Origin of the sequence: Micromonospora sp. NPDC005413, from assembly GCF_040606435.1 — a bacterium.
In the GTDB taxonomy this organism is placed as follows: domain Bacteria; phylum Actinomycetota; class Actinomycetes; order Mycobacteriales; family Micromonosporaceae; genus Micromonospora.
Genome location: NZ_JBEXEV010000008.1, coordinates 1 through 15,365, shown reverse-complemented (window position 1 = coordinate 15,365; position 15,365 = coordinate 1). Strand labels below are relative to the sequence as shown.

At 72.1% G+C, this 15,365-nt stretch carries 14 protein-coding genes and 1 pseudogene; 6 read left to right on the top strand and 9 right to left on the bottom strand.

From position 1 onward, the window contains the following. Nucleotides 1–6 precede the first annotated feature (6 nt). The gene (locus tag ABZS37_RS12125) at nt 7–339 is read right to left on the bottom strand and encodes a hypothetical protein (RefSeq protein ID WP_355168160.1); all 333 of its coding nucleotides are present in this window, start codon (nt 337–339) and stop codon (nt 7–9) included. Next, entirely contained in the window at nt 336–758 is a 423-nt protein-coding gene (locus ABZS37_RS12120; RefSeq protein ID WP_355168158.1) for a YbaB/EbfC family nucleoid-associated protein, read from the bottom strand. The genes ABZS37_RS12125 and ABZS37_RS12120 overlap by 4 nt, the downstream gene beginning before the upstream one ends. 79 nt (nt 759–837) lie before the next feature. On the opposite strand from ABZS37_RS12120, the gene ABZS37_RS12115 reads away from it, so the two are divergent. Beyond that, a complete protein-coding gene (locus ABZS37_RS12115; protein ID WP_355168156.1) occupies nt 838–2,079 on the top strand; it encodes an SUKH-3 domain-containing protein in 1,242 nt (413 codons plus the stop codon). 33 nt (nt 2,080–2,112) lie between these two features. On the opposite strand, the gene ABZS37_RS12110 is transcribed toward ABZS37_RS12115, so the two are convergent. Further along, nucleotides 2,113–3,552: an aldehyde dehydrogenase family protein gene (locus tag ABZS37_RS12110; RefSeq protein WP_355168154.1), complete on the bottom strand. Its 1,440-nt coding sequence runs from the start codon at nt 3,550–3,552 to the stop codon at nt 2,113–2,115. 142 nt (nt 3,553–3,694) lie between these two features. Here ABZS37_RS12110 and ABZS37_RS12105 point away from each other — a divergent pair, with 142 nt between their 5' ends. Both ABZS37_RS12105 and gabT read left to right on the top strand, forming a co-directional pair. Further along, a complete protein-coding gene (locus tag ABZS37_RS12105; RefSeq protein ID WP_355168152.1) occupies nt 3,695–5,131 on the top strand; it encodes a gamma-aminobutyraldehyde dehydrogenase in 1,437 nt (478 codons plus the stop codon). 3 nt (nt 5,132–5,134) lie between these two features. Beyond that, nucleotides 5,135–6,406 carry a 4-aminobutyrate--2-oxoglutarate transaminase gene (gene gabT, locus ABZS37_RS12100; RefSeq protein WP_355168150.1) on the top strand — a complete coding sequence of 424 codons (1,272 nt, stop codon included), beginning with the start codon at nt 5,135–5,137 and terminating at the stop codon, nt 6,404–6,406. Nucleotides 6,407–6,445: 39 nt separating this feature from the next. Here the strand turns inward: gabT and ABZS37_RS12095 are convergent, their stop codons facing one another. The 6 genes from ABZS37_RS12095 to ABZS37_RS12070 all read right to left on the bottom strand — a co-directional run bounded on the left by ABZS37_RS12095 (nt 6,446) and on the right by ABZS37_RS12070 (nt 11,823). Further along, the gene (locus tag ABZS37_RS12095) at nt 6,446–7,120 is read right to left on the bottom strand and encodes a hypothetical protein (RefSeq protein WP_355168148.1); all 675 of its coding nucleotides are present in this window, start codon (nt 7,118–7,120) and stop codon (nt 6,446–6,448) included. Nucleotides 7,121–7,178: 58 nt separating this feature from the next. Further along, nucleotides 7,179–7,856, bottom strand: a complete 678-nt coding sequence (locus ABZS37_RS12090; protein WP_355168146.1) for a M15 family metallopeptidase — start codon at nt 7,854–7,856, stop codon at nt 7,179–7,181. After that, nucleotides 7,853–8,983 carry a D-alanine--D-alanine ligase family protein gene (locus tag ABZS37_RS12085; RefSeq protein WP_355168144.1) on the bottom strand — a complete coding sequence of 377 codons (1,131 nt, stop codon included), beginning with the start codon at nt 8,981–8,983 and terminating at the stop codon, nt 7,853–7,855. Before ABZS37_RS12085 ends, ABZS37_RS12090 begins: the two co-directional genes overlap by 4 nt. Then, nucleotides 8,980–10,023 carry a pyridoxal-phosphate dependent enzyme gene (locus ABZS37_RS12080; protein ID WP_355168142.1) on the bottom strand — a complete coding sequence of 348 codons (1,044 nt, stop codon included), beginning with the start codon at nt 10,021–10,023 and terminating at the stop codon, nt 8,980–8,982. The genes ABZS37_RS12085 and ABZS37_RS12080 overlap by 4 nt, the downstream gene beginning before the upstream one ends. Nucleotides 10,024–10,096: 73 nt before the next feature. Beyond that, a complete protein-coding gene (locus ABZS37_RS12075; RefSeq protein WP_355168140.1) occupies nt 10,097–11,161 on the bottom strand; it encodes a HAMP domain-containing sensor histidine kinase in 1,065 nt (354 codons plus the stop codon). After that, nucleotides 11,158–11,823 (bottom strand): response regulator transcription factor, encoded by a 666-nt coding sequence (locus ABZS37_RS12070; protein ID WP_355168138.1) that lies wholly within the window; start codon nt 11,821–11,823, stop codon nt 11,158–11,160. The genes ABZS37_RS12075 and ABZS37_RS12070 overlap by 4 nt, the downstream gene beginning before the upstream one ends. Before the next feature lie 239 nt (nt 11,824–12,062). Between ABZS37_RS12070 and ABZS37_RS12065 the strand changes: the two genes are divergently transcribed. From ABZS37_RS12065 to ABZS37_RS12055, 3 genes and pseudogenes are all read left to right on the top strand, one after another. Further along, entirely contained in the window at nt 12,063–13,340 is a 1,278-nt protein-coding gene (locus ABZS37_RS12065) for a GAF domain-containing protein (protein WP_355168136.1), read from the top strand. Between the two features lie 48 nt (nt 13,341–13,388). After that, complete coding sequence (gene adh / locus ABZS37_RS12060; protein ID WP_355168134.1) at nt 13,389–14,894, top strand: aldehyde dehydrogenase; 1,506 nt, start codon at nt 13,389–13,391, stop codon at nt 14,892–14,894. Then, nucleotides 14,891–15,232 (top strand): annotated as a pseudogene (locus ABZS37_RS12055) (DUF779 domain-containing protein); the annotation flags it as partial. The gene adh and the pseudogene ABZS37_RS12055, both read left to right, overlap by 4 nt. Nucleotides 15,233–15,365 lie beyond the last annotated feature (133 nt).

Here is a 15,365-nt window from a genome sequence, read left to right as displayed (position 1 = left end):
CGGTCGTCAGCGCTGGTCGGCGGGCCGACCGAACCGGGCGGCGCTGGCCCCGTCGGTCTGCACGCTCGCATCGACCGCGCGAACCACGTCGCTGCCCAGGTCGGTGAGTCGGTGCCCGACGCCCGTCCAGGCCCGCAGCACGGTCTGCTCGAACCCACGGTAGCTGCGCTCGAACGCGTCGCCGATGTCGTCGCGGCCCCATGGCCTGGCACCGCTGGCGGCCTCGATCGCACCACCCTCCGCCGCTCGACGGGCCGTCACCGCCTCGCCGGCGAGTGCCAGGTCGGCACCGCCCCGACGGGCCCGGGACGGATCGAGCCAGAGCTGCCCGTCGGTCATGCCGTCCCCTCACCCCTGCCGAGCACGGCATCGGCCCGGCCGAGCAGCGCGGCGTAATCGCCGGTACGCAGGAAGTCCACCGACCCGGAGCCGGCCGGCATGCTCTCGGCGACGAGGGCGCGGGTGGCGTCGGCGGCGGCGGTCGCGGCGGCGCGGACCGTTTCGGTGATTTTTCGGCCGAGCGCCCCGGCGTCCCGATCCCGGTAGACGGCCGGCGTCAGCTCGACCTCGATCAACTGGCCCTGGGCGCCCACGGTCGCCGTCACCTGCCCGTCGGCCGACCGCCGGGTCACCCGCAGCTCGGCGAGCCGCTTTTGCAGGCTGTCCAAACCGGACCTGAGCTGCTGGTATTGCCCATACACGTCGTCGAATCGGGCCCGTAGCTCGCGATTGGCACCCCGGTCCACCTGTTCGCTCACCGCCGCTCCTCCCGTCACCGTCGGTAGAGCGAGACGATACCGGCCGCCATCGATCCGTGTGGTCCGGTAGTTTCAGTACGTGATCGACCGTCAACAGGCCGAGCAGCTCGCCGCCACCTGGGCTCGCCGCGACTCCCAGCGCCTCGGCCACGAGTGCACGGCGATGGTCGACGAGTTCGACCTCGGCTACGTGATCACGTCCGTCGTGCCCACCGAGGTCCGGACGGTCCCCGGTGACCTGCCGACGACCGTCATCGACAAGCAGACCGGCACGGTCACCACCTGGCCCCGCGTGCCGAGCACGGTCGTGGCGGAGATGTACCGACGCAGCCAACCCGCCGGGCCAACCGCTCCCCGCACCGTCGATCCGTCGAGTCTGCTGGCCAGGGAGATCCATCGGGCAGCTACCCCGAACACGGCTGCGCATCTGACCATCGACGGGCGAATCTGGACGGCCCAGGGCACGAAGAGCGACGTCCCGCTGAACCATCACCCGCTCGTCCGCACCTATCTGGACCAGCTGCCTCCCGGCGAGCTGGTCCGTGGGGGCGAGGCTCATGCCGAGCTGATCGTGGTCTCCGACGTCCTGCACGAATACGATCACCGCCGAGCCGCCGAGGGCATTGCGCCGATGGGTCGGGCCGAGGCAGCGGCACTGCTGGACGGCGCCCGGTTCGAGATCTTCCGGATCCGTGAGCCGGGTGATCCGGCGGGTGGCCCCGCCGACCGGCCCTGCGATTCGTGCGTCGCCTTCCTGGTGCGCGCCAACGTGTTGCCGGAGTCGGCTCGGGCCTACACCGAGACCTGGCGCGCGCCGACACAGCCCGACCCCGATCCGGGGCGCTTCCCACCGGAGGTTGCCAACGCGCTGGTCGCCGCCGGGTGGGCACCGCACATCGGGGACCAGATCATGGCCGCCGCGGCCGTGCGGGATGTCACGGCGGTGCCGGGTCTGACCCATCAGCACGCGGTCTTTCCCGCCGCCGTGGAGGCGCTGACCGCGTTTCCCAGCCTGGTCGGTGCTCGGCGCGGCCGGGGCGAGCAGGTGTGGATCTCCCGTTTCGACATCCGCCCGCACACCATCGCGCACACCGCCGACACCCTGGCGGACTTCGGCGCGGTGCTCGGCGTACGACTCTTCCCGATCGGCACCGAGCAACAGGACAGCATCCTGGCGGTGGACGAACGCGGCCGGGTCTTCGCGCTCGATCAGGCCGGCGAGTGGTTCCTCGGCGACACCATCGACGCCGCACTGACGGCGCTGCTGCTCGGCCGCGCCCCCGCCCGGGTACGCGACGACGGCACCTGGCCGGCCGACTAGAGCACGAGGCCGCTCAGAGCCCGAGGCCGCCGATCACAGCGCGAGGCCGGTCAGCACCATGACCCTCGGCTCGGTGTAGTCGTCCATCGCGCTGCGCAACCCCTCCCGGCCGACGCCGCTGCCCTTGACCCCGCCGTACGGCATCTGGTCGGCGCGGTACGACGGCACGTCGCCGACGATCACCCCGCCCACCTCCAGCGTCCGCGCGGCGGAGAAGGCGACGTCCAGGCGGCGGGTGAACACGCCAGCCTGCAGCCCGTACGCCGAATCGTTGACCGCGGCGAACGCGGCCTGGTCGTCGGCGACCGGCGTGACCACCAGCACGGGCCCGAAGACCTCCTCGGCGACGACCTTGGCGTCGGCCGGCACGCCGGTGAGCACGGTCGGGGGGTACGTCGCGCCGTCAAGGACGCCGCCCACCTCGACGGTGGCGCCGGCGGCGACGGCCTCGGCCACCCATGACTCGACCCGGCGGGCCGCGTCCTCGGACACCATCGGCCCGACGTCCGTCAGCTCGGAGGCGGGGTCGCCGGTCCGCAGCTCACGCACCGCCGTCGCCAGCCGGGGCAGGAAGTCGGCGTAGAGCGCGTGGTGCACGTACACCCGCTGGACGGCGATGCAGGACTGGCCGGCCTGGTAGTTGGCGAAGGTCGCGATGCGCTGCGCGGCGAATCCCAGGTCCTCGTCCGCCGCCCAGTCGGCGCAGATCACCGCTGCCGCGTTGCCGCCCAGTTCCAGCGTCACGTGCTTCTGGGGCACCTCGCGGCGGATGGCCGCGCCGACCGGCCCGGACCCGGTGAACGACACCACCGGCAGCCGGGGGTCGGTGACCAGCTCGGCGGCGCGGTCGTTGGGCAGCGGCAGCACCGAGAACATCCCGACCGGGAGGTCGGTCTCGGCCAGCAGCTCGCCGAGCAGCAGCGCGGACAGGGGCGTCGCGGGTGCGGGCTTGACGATGATCGGCGCGCCGACGGCGATGGCCGGTGCCACCTTGTGCGCGACGAGGTTGAGCGGGAAGTTGAACGGCGCGATGCCCAGCACGGGCCCTCTCGGCACCCGCCGGACCAGCGCGATCCGCCCGCTGGCGGCGGGGTCGGTGTCGAGCCGTTGCAACTCGCCGGAGAAACGCCGGGCTTCCTCGGCTGCCCACCGGAAGGTCGACACCGCCCGCCCGACCTCGGCCCGCGCCCACTTCAGCGGCTTGCCGTTCTCCGCGGTGATCAGGGCGGCGATCTCTTCGGCGCGCTCGGCGAGTCGCCGGGACACGTGGTCCAGGGCCGCCGCGCGGGCGTGCGCGGGCAGGGCCGCGGCCTGCGCGGCGACCCCGGCCGCCGCGCCGACGGCGGCTTCGACCTGGTCGGTCGTGGCAAAGGTGGTACGCCCCACCGGGCGACCGTCGTACGGGTGGTGGACGGTCAACTCCCCCTCGCCGGAGGCGGGGCGGGAGGCGACGAAGAAGGCTGTGGGCTCCACGCGGAGCAGCGTAGACGAGAGAGCAGCCGACGGAAACAGTCGCCAGAACCCTTGTCTGCCGCGAATTCAGTAGCGAAGATGGCAGAGAGATTGCGATAACCGCCGCAGAACCGCGCCCCCGCCCCCCTCGGAGTGATCCCGTATGAGTGACCAGCAGCAGCTGAGCAACTTCGTCAACGGCTCCTACGTCGACCCGGCCGAGGGCGGCTACGCCGACCTGATCGACCCCTGCACGGGTGAGGTGTTCGCCCGCGCCCCGGTCTCCGGCACCGCCGACGTGGACGCGGCGATGAGTGCCGCCGCCACCGCCTTCGAGAGCTGGCGGGAGGTCACCCCCGCCGCGCGGCAGAGGGCGCTGCTCAAGCTCGCCGACGCCGTGGAGGCGCGTGCTGCCGAGCTGGTCGACGCCGAGGTCCGCAACACCGGCAAGCCGCGCCAGCTCACCGCCGAGGAGGAGCTTCCCCCGGCGGTGGACCAGTTCCGGTTCTTCGCCGGCGCGGCCCGAATGTTGGAGGGGCGGTCCGCCGGGGAGTACATGGCCGGGCACACCTCGTACGTGCGGCGCGAGCCGATCGGTGTCTGCGCCCAGGTCACCCCATGGAACTACCCGCTGATGATGGCGGTCTGGAAGATCGCCCCGGCGCTCGCCGCCGGCAACACGGTGGTGCTCAAGCCGTCGGACACCACGCCGGTGTCGACACTGCTGCTCGCCGAGATCGCCGCCGAGTTCTTTCCGCCGGGGGTGTTCAACGTGGTCTGCGGCGACCGGGACACCGGTCGTACCCTCGTGTCGCACCCGACCCCGCAGCTGGTGTCGATCACCGGCTCGACCCGCGCGGGCATGGAGGTCGCCGCCGCGGCGGCCCCCGACCTGAAGCGGACCCACCTGGAGCTGGGCGGCAAGGCCCCGGTGGTGATCTTCGACGACGCGGATGTGGCGGCGGCGGCCGAGGCCATCGCGATGGGCGGCTACTTCAACGCCGGGCAGGACTGCACCGCGGCGACCCGGGTGCTGGCCGGGCCGGGCATCCACGACGACTTCGTGGCGGCGCTCGCCGAGCAGGCCCGCAACACGAAGACCGGCGCCCCGGACGACGCCGACGTGCTCTACGGCCCGCTGAACAACGCCAACCAGCTCGCCCGGGTCAGCGGCTTCGTGGACCGACTGCCGGACCACGCGGCGATCCAGACCGGTGGTTCCCGGCAGGGCGAACGCGGCTACTTCTACACGCCGACCGTGGTCTCCGGGCTGCGCCAGGCCGACGAGATCATTCAGGACGAGGTGTTCGGCCCGGTCATCACCGTGCAGCGCTTCTCCGACGAGGACGAGGCGGTGCGCTGGGCCAACGGCGTCGACTACGGCCTGTCGGCGTCGGTCTGGACGAGAAACCACGGCCGGGCGATGCGGATGACCCGGCGACTGGACTTCGGGTGCGTCTGGGTGAACACGCACATCCCGTTCGTCTCCGAGATGCCGCACGGCGGCTTCAAGCACTCCGGGCACGGCAAGGACCTGTCGGTCTACAGCCTGGAGGACTACACCCGGATCAAGCACGTCATGCACAACATCGAGGGCTGACCCATGCCGAGTTCGGAGGATCTGCACAAGCGGCGCGGCGGGGCGGTCGCCCGGGGCGTGGGCAGTGTCATCAGCTCCTACGTGGACAGCGCCAGCGGCGGGACGCTCATCGACGTCGACGGCCGGGAGTGGATCGACTTCGCCGCCGGCATCGCCGTGACCAGCGTCGGCAACTCGGCGCCGAAGGTGGTCGAAGCGGTCCGGGCGCAGGTCGAACGGTTCACCCACACCTGCTTCATGGTCGCGCCGTACGAGTCGTACGTGGCGGTGTGCGAGCAGCTCAACGCGCTGACGCCGGGCGGCTTCGAGAAGCGCTCGGCGCTGTTCAACTCGGGTGCGGAGGCGGTGGAGAACGCCGTGAAGATCGCCCGGCACGCCACCGGACGACCGGCGGTGGTGGTCTTCGACCACGCGTACCACGGCCGGACCAACCTGACCATGGCGTTGACCGCGAAGAACATGCCGTACAAGCACCGGTTCGGGCCGTTCGCCGGGGAGATCTACCGGGTGCCGATGTCGTACCCGCTGCGCGACGGCGGGCTCTCCGGTGCGGAGGCGGCGGCGCGGGCGATCGAGATGGTCGAGAAGCAGGTCGGCGCGGAGAACGTCGCCGCGCTGCTGATCGAGCCGATCCAGGGTGAGGGTGGCTTCGTGGTGCCCGCACCGGGTTTCCTACCGGCACTGCGGGACTGGGCGACGGCGGCGGGGGTGGTCTTCGTCGCCGACGAGATCCAGACCGGCTTCTGCCGTACCGGCGACTGGTTCGCCTGCCAGCACGAGGGCGTCGAGCCGGACCTGGTCGCCCTGGCCAAGGGCATCGCCGGTGGCCTGCCACTGGCGGCGGTGACCGGCCGGGCCGAGCTGATGGACGCGGTGCACGTCGGCGGGCTCGGCGGCACGTACGGCGGCAACCCGATCGCCTGCGCCGCCGCGCTGGCCACCATCGAGACGATGCACGAGCTGGACCTGGCCGGCGCGGCCCGCCGGATCGAGTCCGTGCTGGTCCCCCGGCTACGGGCCATCGCCGACCGGGATCCCCGGGTCGCCGAGGTGCGCGGTCGGGGCGCGATGCTCGCCGTGGAGCTGGTGCAGCCGGGCACGCTCACCCCCGACCCGGTCGCCACGGCGGCGATCTCGGCCGCCTGTCACGCCGCGGGTCTGCTCACCCTGACCTGCGGGACCTACGGCAATGTCCTGCGTTTCCTGCCCCCGCTGGTGATCTCCGACGCACACCTCACCCGCGGCGCCGACATCCTCGACGCCGCCTTCGGCTGAGTCGAAGGAAGGGCCCCTGAACAGGGGCCCTTCCTCACATCAGCGAAGCACTTCGACCGTGTTGCGGCGGATCAGGTTCTTGCCCGGCTCGCGGATCTGGTCCATCGCGGCGGAGTTGAGCAGCACGCAACTGCCCGACGGGCCGGTCACCGTCACCGTCGTCGCCCGGTTGTTGTCCAGGTTGGTCACCCGCAGCCGGGTGCCCACCGGGAACTGCCCGCTGGTCGCCGTCGGCGCCCCACCCTCGGCGAAGAAGGTGATCGACCCCGAGCAGGCGGAGCCGGGCGCCGGACCCGGTACGCCGGGCGAGGCGGCACCGGGACGGACCGTACCGGCGGCCGGCTGCCCGACCTGCGGGGCCGCACCGTCCAGGCGTTCCACCACGTTGCGGCGGATCACGTTCTTCCCTGGCTCGCGGACCAGCTCCATCGCGGCGGCGTTGAGCAGCACACAACTACCCGACGGGCCGGCCACCGTGACCGTGGCCGCCCGGTTGTTGTCCAGGTTGGTCACCCGCAGCCGGGTACCCACCGGGAAACGGTCGCTGGTCGCCGCCGGCGCCCCGCCCTCCGCCGAGAAAGTGACCGAGCCGGAGCAGACGGACGAGCGTGCCGGAGCGGTGTCGGCGAACCCGAAGCTGGTCCCCACCGCCACACCCGCCGCGGCGAGCACCGCCACGGTCGCCGCCAGCACGTGCCTGCGCTGCACCCTCATCGCCGTCACTCCCGTCCTCGGTGGTGTCCTTCACTCCCCTGGTACGGACGGGAGCGCCCTACCGTTCAGCTGGCACGGGTATCGATCGTGCGACGGCCAGGTCAACCGGCCCGTACCGGGTGCGCGGCGCCCCGGTGGTCAGCGCCCAGTAACGGTCCCCGTACGACCAGTGCCACCACTCGGTCGGGTAGTTCACCATCCCGGCGCCGCCGAGCGCGTCCACCAGGATCTGCCGGTGCCGGCGGGCGGTCGCCCCGATGGCGGGCGCGTCGGTGAAGCAGGCGTCCGCGCTGTCCTCCGGGGTGGCGTCGATGGCAGTGCCCAGGTCCAGTTCCATGCCGTCGTCGGTGCACAGCGTCAGGTCCACCGCCCCGCCCGTGCTGTGCGGCGCCACCTCGACCGGTGAGACGAACTTGCTGGTCTCCCGGTGCAGCCGCTCCGGGGACCAGTCCGGGTGCCGTCGGCGCAACTCGTCCCGGTAACCGGTGAAGACGGCCAGCTGCGCGTGGTACGGCCGGTATCCCTCGACGACCAGCAGGCGTACCCCGCTGGGCAGGGCACGCTGCGCGGCCAGCAGACGGTCCACGACTCCGGCGCGCAGCCGGGCGTACGCCCCGGCGGGGTCCGCCGCGCGGCCGTCGAGCCGCAGGTCCGGCAGCTCACGCAGGTCCACCAGCGGGTCGCCGTCGTCGGCGTTGGGCACGGCAGCCACCCGGGGATCGGAGAGCAGGATCATCGAAGGCTCCCGACAGTGGTCGCGGGCCGTTCCGCGTGCCGGACACGGGCCAACTCGACAAGTCGGTCCACCACCTCCCGGTAGCCGACGCCGGCAGCAGCCCACACCTTCGGGTACATGGAGTGCGCGGTGAAGCCGGGCATGGTGTTCAGCTCGTTGACGTACAGCTCGCCGGCCGTCTCGTCGTAGAGGAAGTCGACCCGGGCCAGGCCCCAACCCCCGATCGCGGCGAACGCCCGGAGTGACAGCTCACGGATCCGCTCGGTCACCTCGTTCGGCAGCACGGCGGGGACGATCATCGGGTCGGCGTCGCCGAAGTACTTCTGCTGGTAGTCGAACCAGCCGCCGGCGACCCGCACCTCGCCGACCGCCGACGCCTCGGGGCGCCAGCCGCCGAGCACCGCGCACTCCAACTCCCGGCCGCTGACCCCCTGCTCGACCATGACGAGCTGGTCGTGGCGAAGCGCCTGCTCAACGGCGGCGGCCAGGTCGCCGCCCTCGCCGACCCGCGAGATGCCGATCGAGGAACCCATGCTGGCCGGCTTGACGAAGAGCGGCCGGCGCAGCCCGACCACCAGCTTCTCCGGGTCATCCGCCGCCCGGTAGGTGTGCGCGTCGAACGCGACGTACGGGGTGACCGGGATGCCCTCAGCGCGCAGCGCCCGCTTCATCGCCACCTTGTTCATGCCCACCGCGGAGGCGAGGATGCCGCACCCGACGTACGGCACGTTCAGTGACTCCAGCAGCCCCTGCACCACACCGTCCTCACCGAACGGGCCGTGCAGCACCGGGAAGATCACGTCAAGCTCGGCGTGCACCGCGCCGGGGGCGTTACCGGCCGACACCTGCACGACGCCCGGACGCGGACCGGCCCGCAACTCGACCGCCGGCCCGGTCACCGTCAGACGGTCATCGATGGCCCGCTCGCCGGCCGGCCGGTCGCGCAACTCGGCCAACAGCGCGTCAGGCAGCAGCCGAAACCCGCCACTGCGGGTGACACCGATGGCGACCGTGCGGTACCCGCCACCAGCGAGCGCCCGGACCACCCCGAGCGCGGACGCGCAGGACACCTCGTGCTCCGCCGACGGTCCACCGAACAGAATTCCGATCCGAGTTGGCGCGCTCACGCCGCCACCCCTTCCACAGTCGTCATCTCGGCGGGCCGCTGGACCGTCAACCGGGCCACCAGCGCGGCCTCCACGTTTCCGCCGGTCAGCACCACGCCGACCGTTCGCAGCCGATCGGGAGCCACACCAGCTCGGGGGGCCACACCAGCTCCCGGGGCCAGCCGGAGCGTGCCGGCCAGGCCAGCCGCCCCGGACGGCTCGGCGAGCACCTTGAGTTCCATCAGGATCAACCGGAACGCCGCCCCGATCTCGTCGTCGTCGACCCGGACGACCCCGCGCAGCGCGTTGCGCACAATGGCGAACGGCAGCTCACCCACGCACGACGGCCGCAGCCCGTCAGCGATCGTGGGCGACGGCGCGACCGGGACGCGCTCACCGGCCGCCAGGCTGCGGGCGAGCGAGTCACAGCCCACCGGCTCGACGCCGTACACCTCGATGCCGGTGCCAGCGGCGGCCAGGCACGCGCCCGCCACCCCACCACCACCACCGACCGGTACGACCAACGCGTCCAGCGGTGTGCCCGCGCGCTCGGCCTCCTCGATCAGCTCCAGGCTGGCGGTGCCCTGCCCGGCGATGACGTCCGGGTGGTCGTACGCGTCGATGACGGGGTGACCGCTCTCGTCGCTGAGCCCGTTGGCCACCGCCACCCGCTCCTCGACGCCGGTGCCGACGAGCACCACCCGTGCCCCCGCCGCGCGCGCCCGGTCGACCTTCGTCGGTGCCGCGTCGACCGGCAGCACCACGGTCGCCGCGAGCCCGTGCTGCCGGGCCGCCAACGCCACCGCCACCGCGTGGTTGCCGGTGCTCTGCGCGATCACCCCGGTGTGGCTGGCCGTGGCAAGCCGGCCAACTGCCCGCAGCGCGCCCCGCATCTTGTAGGAGCCGCCGTACTGGAGGTTCTCCGCCTTGAACAGGACTCGAGCCCCGGCCAGTCCGTCGATCACCGGGGACCGCAGCACGGGTGTGCGGACCACGCGGCCGGCAAGCCAGCGGGCGGCCTCCTCGACATCGGCCGGGACCTGCCCAACGGTGCGTGACATCGTCTTTTCCTTTCGGGCACACCACAGGTGGGATCCAGCGGTACGCGGACCCCGGGGACGGTGGGTGGGAGCGCTAGGTGGGGTCGGGTAGCTGGACGTCGACCCGCAGGCCGCCGTGCTCGGCGGGCCGGGCGGCGATGATGCCGTCGTGCGCCTGGGTGATCGAGCGGGCGATGGCCAGGCCCAGGCCCGCGCCTCCGCCGTGCGAGGTGCGGTCCCGTGCGAGCCGGCGGAACGGCTCGAAGAGACCAGCCACCGCCTCGGCCGGTACGGGCTGGCCGGTGTTGACCACCGACAGCGCGGGCACGCCGCTCACCGCGACGGTCAGCGAACCGCCGCGCCGGTTGTACTTGATTCCGTTCTCCACCAGGTTGGTGATCAGGCGTTCCAGCAGCACCCGCTCACCGACGACGACCCGGGGTACGAGATGGGTGTCGATGGTGACCGCGGCCTCCCGGGCGCGGTCCTGGTATCCGGCGAGCACCGCCTCGACGATCGTGTCGAGCCGCTGCGGTATCCGTGAGCGCAGGCCCTGGTCGCTCTCGCTGAGCGCGAGCAGGCCCTCGATCAGCCGCTCGTTGCGCTCGTTGGTTTCCAGCAGCTGGCTGGTCAACAGCTCCAACTGCTCGTCACTGAGCGTGCGGGCCATGCCGACCTCGATGAGCGTCCGCTGCACCGCCAGCGGAGTACGCAGCTCGTGCGAGGCGTTCGCGGCGAACCGCCGCTGCCCCTCGTACCCGGCGGAGACACGTTCCATCATCTCGTCGATGGCACGGGACAGCAGGGCCAGTTCGTCGCGGCCCCGGGGCCGAATTCGGTGACCGAGGTTCTGCGGGCCCAGGTGCCCGATCGGCCCGGCCAGATCTCGGACCGGGCGCAGGCACCACGCGGCGCCGAACCAGAGCGCCATCAGAGTGGCCAGGACCACGAACAGCACGGCCAACACGGGCAACACGAACGCCCCCTGGCGCACGCTCGCGCACATCGACATCAGCCCGGGCACCGGCAGGTCGCAGGCCTGCTGGCCACGGACCCAGATCAGCTCGTACAGCCACCTGCCGACCGCCGGCAGCACCGGCCCGACCAGCAGTGCCAGCAGGCCAACCAGCAACACTCGACGTCGGGGCGTCCAGCTCACGCCATGCCACCGATGCGGTAGCCGGCCTTCGGAACCGTGTGGATGACCGCCGGATCGCCGAGCTTCTTGCGCAGAGTCATGACGGTGACCCGTACGGCGTTGGTGAACGGGTCCGCGAACTCGTCCCAGGCCTGCTCCAGCAACTCCTCGGCGCTGACCACCTGGCCGTCCGCGCGCAACAGCACGTGCAGCACGGCGAACTCCTTCGGGCTCAGCGCGAGCGGGCGGCCATCCCGGGTGGCCACGTGCCGGCCCACGTCCAGCACCAGGCCGTCCTGGGCGAGCACCGGCGGCAGCGCCGGGGTGGACCGTCGACCGAGAGCCTGCACCCGGGCCACCAACTCGGCGAAGGCGAACGGCTTGGTCAGGTAGTCGTCCGCGCCGAGGCCGAGACCCTCCACCCGGTCCCGGATGCCGGCAGCGGCGGTGAGCAGCAGCACCCGAGTGCCGACCTGTGAGTCGGTGATGCTGCGGCACACCTCGTCGCCGGTGTGCCCGGGCATGTCCCGGTCCAGCACCGCGACGTCGTACCGGTTCACCCCGATCCGCTCCAACGCACCGTCGCCGTCGTAGCAGACGTCGACCGCCATCGAGAGACGGCGCAGGCCTTCGGCCACCGTGTCCGCCAACAACCGCTCGTCGTCCGCCACCAGCACCCGCACGATTTCCGCTCCCCCGAGTTCGGATTACCCTGCATACCGTCGCAGGCCAGGGTTAAGGGTTCTGTAAGCACCCGCCGAAGCCATCCTCCACGGCAGCGCGCATCGGACAAGCCATCGCAACCCGGGCGCTGCCGCCTTCGTCCCCGCGCATGCTGTCTGCGCGATCCGTCCCGACCGACCCCTGGCTGTTGGCGATCGAGGGTGAGCTGCGTCACGATGGGGGCCGAGGAGGTCGCCCGATGGCTGACCCGTGGCTCGCCCTGGAGTTCGGCGTGGATCCGGCGGAGCGGATCGCGGAGGTCGGTGCCGCCCACGAAGCCTTCCTCACCGCGGGCGCCGCGCCGCACCGGGTGCGGGAGGTGGTCCGCCGCTCATGGGAACGCTCGGCACGGCTCGACCCCGAGGCCACCCCACCGGTCGACCTCGCCGACGACGTCCTGGCCGCGTACCGGGCCGCCCACCCGTTGGCCCGAGTGCTGCCGCTCTTCCGGGACCTGCTCGGCGGCATCGCCCAGGACGGCGCGCACCTGATGGCGGTGTGCGACGCGTACGGGCGGCTGCTCTGGGTGGAGGGGCATTCGGGTGTGCTCCGGCACGCCGAGCGGATGAACTTCGTGCCCGGCGCCCTCTGGGACGAGAGGCACGCCGGCACCAACGCCCCGGGCACCGCGCTGGCCGTCGAGCACAGCGTGCAGATCTTCGCCACCGAGCATTTCAGCCGGCCGGTGCAGCGTTGGACCTGCGCCGCCGCGCCGATCCACGACCCGGCGACCGGGCGGCTGCTCGGCGCGGTCGACATCACCGGCGGTGACCACCTGGCCAACCCGCAGAGCCTGGCGCTGGTCCGGGCCACCGCCCGGGCCGCCGAGGCGCAGCTCGCCGTCCACCGACCGGTGGAGCCGGGCGTCGCCTTCGTGACCGCGCTCGGCCGCGACGAGGCGGAGCTGCGCATCGACGGACGGCGGATCCGGCTCGGTCGTCGGCACAGCGAGCTGCTGGTGCTGCTGCTGCACCATCCCGAGGGCCGCACCGGCGAACAGCTCGGCCTCGACCTCTACGGCGACGACCGACTGCACCCGGTCACCCTGCGCGCGGAGCTGTCCCGGCTGCGCCGGGTGCTGGGGCCGGAGCTGCTCGACTCCCGCCCGTACCGGCTGCGCGGCACCGTCCGGGCCGACTTCACCATCGTGGCGGACCGGTTGGACCAGGGCGATCCGGCGGGCGCGCTCGACGCGTACCCCGGGCCGTTGCTGCCCGGCTCGGACGCACCGGGAGTGACGCGACTGCGCCGGCTGATCGACGGCCACCTCCGCGCGGCCGTGCTGGCCACCGCGGACGCGGCGCTGCTCGCGGCCTGGACCGCGACGCCAGCTGGCGCGGACGACCTGGCCGCGTGGCAGGCCCTGGCACGGGCGTTGCCGGTGGGCGCCCCGCGTCGGCCCCTCGCCCTCGCCCACATCGACCAGCTTGCCGGGGAGTACGACCTACCGCGCGCAACGTCGCTGCAACGTCGCTGAAACTAGCGTCGCCGTCGGCACACCCGCACAACGACGGCGGAGGTAACCATGACGCGCTACCACGCGCCCACCCACTGGCAGTCCCGTTACGACCATTTCATCGGCGGCGAGTACGTCAAGCCGCACGGCGGCGACTACTTCGAGAACCCCACCCCGGTCACCGGGCAGACCTTCACCGAGGTGGCCCGGGGCACCGCCCCCGACGTGGAGAAGGCCCTGGACGCCGCGCACGGCGCCGCCGACGCCTGGGGGCGCACCTCGGTGGCCGAGCGGGCGCTGATCCTCAACCGGATCGCCGACCGCATGCAGGACAACCTGGAATCGCTGGCCGTGGCCGAGAGCTGGGAGAACGGCAAGCCGGTACGCGAGACGCTGGCCGCCGACATCCCGCTCGCCATCGACCATTTCCGCTATTTTGCCGGGGCGATCCGGGCTCAGGAGGGCTCGCTCGGCGAACTCGACGACGACACCGTGGCGTACCACTTCCACGAGCCGCTCGGCGTGGTCGGGCAGATCATCCCGTGGAACTTCCCGATCCTCATGGCGACCTGGAAGCTGGCGCCCGCGCTGGCCGCCGGCAACGCCGTGGTGCTCAAGCCAGCCGAGCAGACCCCGGCGTCCATCCACTACTGGCTGTCGCTGGTGGCTGACCTGCTGCCGCCGGGCGTGCTCAACATCGTCAACGGTTTCGGCGTGGAGGCCGGCAAGCCGCTGGCGTCCTCGGCCCGGGTCGCGAAGGTGGCGTTCACCGGCGAGACCACCACCGGGCGGCTGATCATGCAGTACGCCAGTGAGAACATCAAGCCGGTCAGCCTGGAGTTGGGCGGCAAGAGCCCGAACATCTTCTTCGACGACGTCAGCGCTGCTTCTGACGACTTCCTGGACAAGGCGCTCGAAGGTTTCACCATGTTCGCGCTCAACCAGGGCGAGGTCTGCACCTGCCCGTCCCGGGCGCTGATCCAGCAGGGCCACTACAGCGACTTCCTCGCCGCGGCGGTCTCCCGCACGCAGCAGATCGTGCAGGGACACCCGCTGGACACCGCCACGATGATCGGGGCGCAGGCCTCCAACGACCAGCTCGAAAAGATCCTGTCCTACCTGGACATCGGCCGGCAGGAGGGTGCCCGGGTGCTCACCGGCGGGTCGCGCGCCGATCTGGGCGGCGAGTTGTCGGGCGGGTACTACGTCGAACCGACCATCTTCGAGGGCGACAACTCGATGCGGATCTTCCAGGAGGAGATCTTCGGACCGGTGGTCTCGGTGACCTCCTTCGCCGACCTCGATGACGCCGTCAAGACCGCCAACGACACCCTGTACGGGCTGGGCGCCGGCGTGTGGACCCGGGACATGAACACCGCCTACCGGGCCGGGCGGGCCATCCAGGCCGGTCGAGTGTGGACCAACTGCTACCACGCCTACCCGGCGCACGCCGCGTTCGGCGGTTACAAGCAGTCCGGCATCGGCCGGGAGAACCACAAGATGATGCTGGAGCACTACCAGCAGACCAAGAACCTGCTGGTCAGCTACTCCACCAAGAAGCTCGGCTTCTTCTGATGCCGGTCGTCTCCGTCACCCCCGCCGCGGCCGAGTTGCTCCGGTCGCTGCGGGGGCGGCACGGGCCGCTGATGTTCCACCAGTCCGGCGGCTGCTGCGACGGCAGTGCCCCGATGTGCTACCCGGCGGGCGAGTTCCGCACCGGCTCGTCCGACGTCCTGCTCGAATCGCTCGCTGTCGACGGTGTACCGGAGGCGGTGGACTTCTGGATGTCGAAGTCCCAGTGGGAGCTGTGGAAGCACACGAGGCTGACCGTCGACGTGGTCCCAGGCCGAGGCAGCGGCTTCTCCCTGGAAGCGCCCGACGGCCTCCGCTTCCTCATCCGCTCCCACCTAGCCCCTAACCCACCCCCACCCCACCCCACCCCCGCTCCCCGCTCCCCGCCCCCGCCCCCGCTCCCCACCCCCGCTCCCCGCTCCCCGCTCCCCGCTCCCCGCTCCCCGCTCCCCGCTCCCCGCTCCCCGCTCCCCG

What these genes read in the sequence shown, in the direction of transcription:
- ABZS37_RS12080 (WP_355168142.1), bottom strand. Translation starts at nt 10,023, where the DNA reads ATGTCACGCACCGTTGGGCAGGTCCCGGCCGATGTCGAGGAGGCCGCC.
- ABZS37_RS12125 (WP_355168160.1), bottom strand. Translation starts at nt 339, where the DNA reads ATGACCGACGGGCAGCTCTGGCTCGATCCGTCCCGGGCCCGTCGGGGC.
- ABZS37_RS12095 (WP_355168148.1), bottom strand. Translation starts at nt 7,120, where the DNA reads ATGAGGGTGCAGCGCAGGCACGTGCTGGCGGCGACCGTGGCGGTGCTC.
- ABZS37_RS12065 (WP_355168136.1), top strand. Translation starts at nt 12,063, where the DNA reads ATGGCTGACCCGTGGCTCGCCCTGGAGTTCGGCGTGGATCCGGCGGAG.
- ABZS37_RS12105 (WP_355168152.1), top strand. Translation starts at nt 3,695, where the DNA reads ATGAGTGACCAGCAGCAGCTGAGCAACTTCGTCAACGGCTCCTACGTC.
- adh (WP_355168134.1), top strand. Translation starts at nt 13,389, where the DNA reads ATGACGCGCTACCACGCGCCCACCCACTGGCAGTCCCGTTACGACCAT.
- ABZS37_RS12090 (WP_355168146.1), bottom strand. Translation starts at nt 7,856, where the DNA reads ATGATCCTGCTCTCCGATCCCCGGGTGGCTGCCGTGCCCAACGCCGAC.
- gabT (WP_355168150.1), top strand. Translation starts at nt 5,135, where the DNA reads ATGCCGAGTTCGGAGGATCTGCACAAGCGGCGCGGCGGGGCGGTCGCC.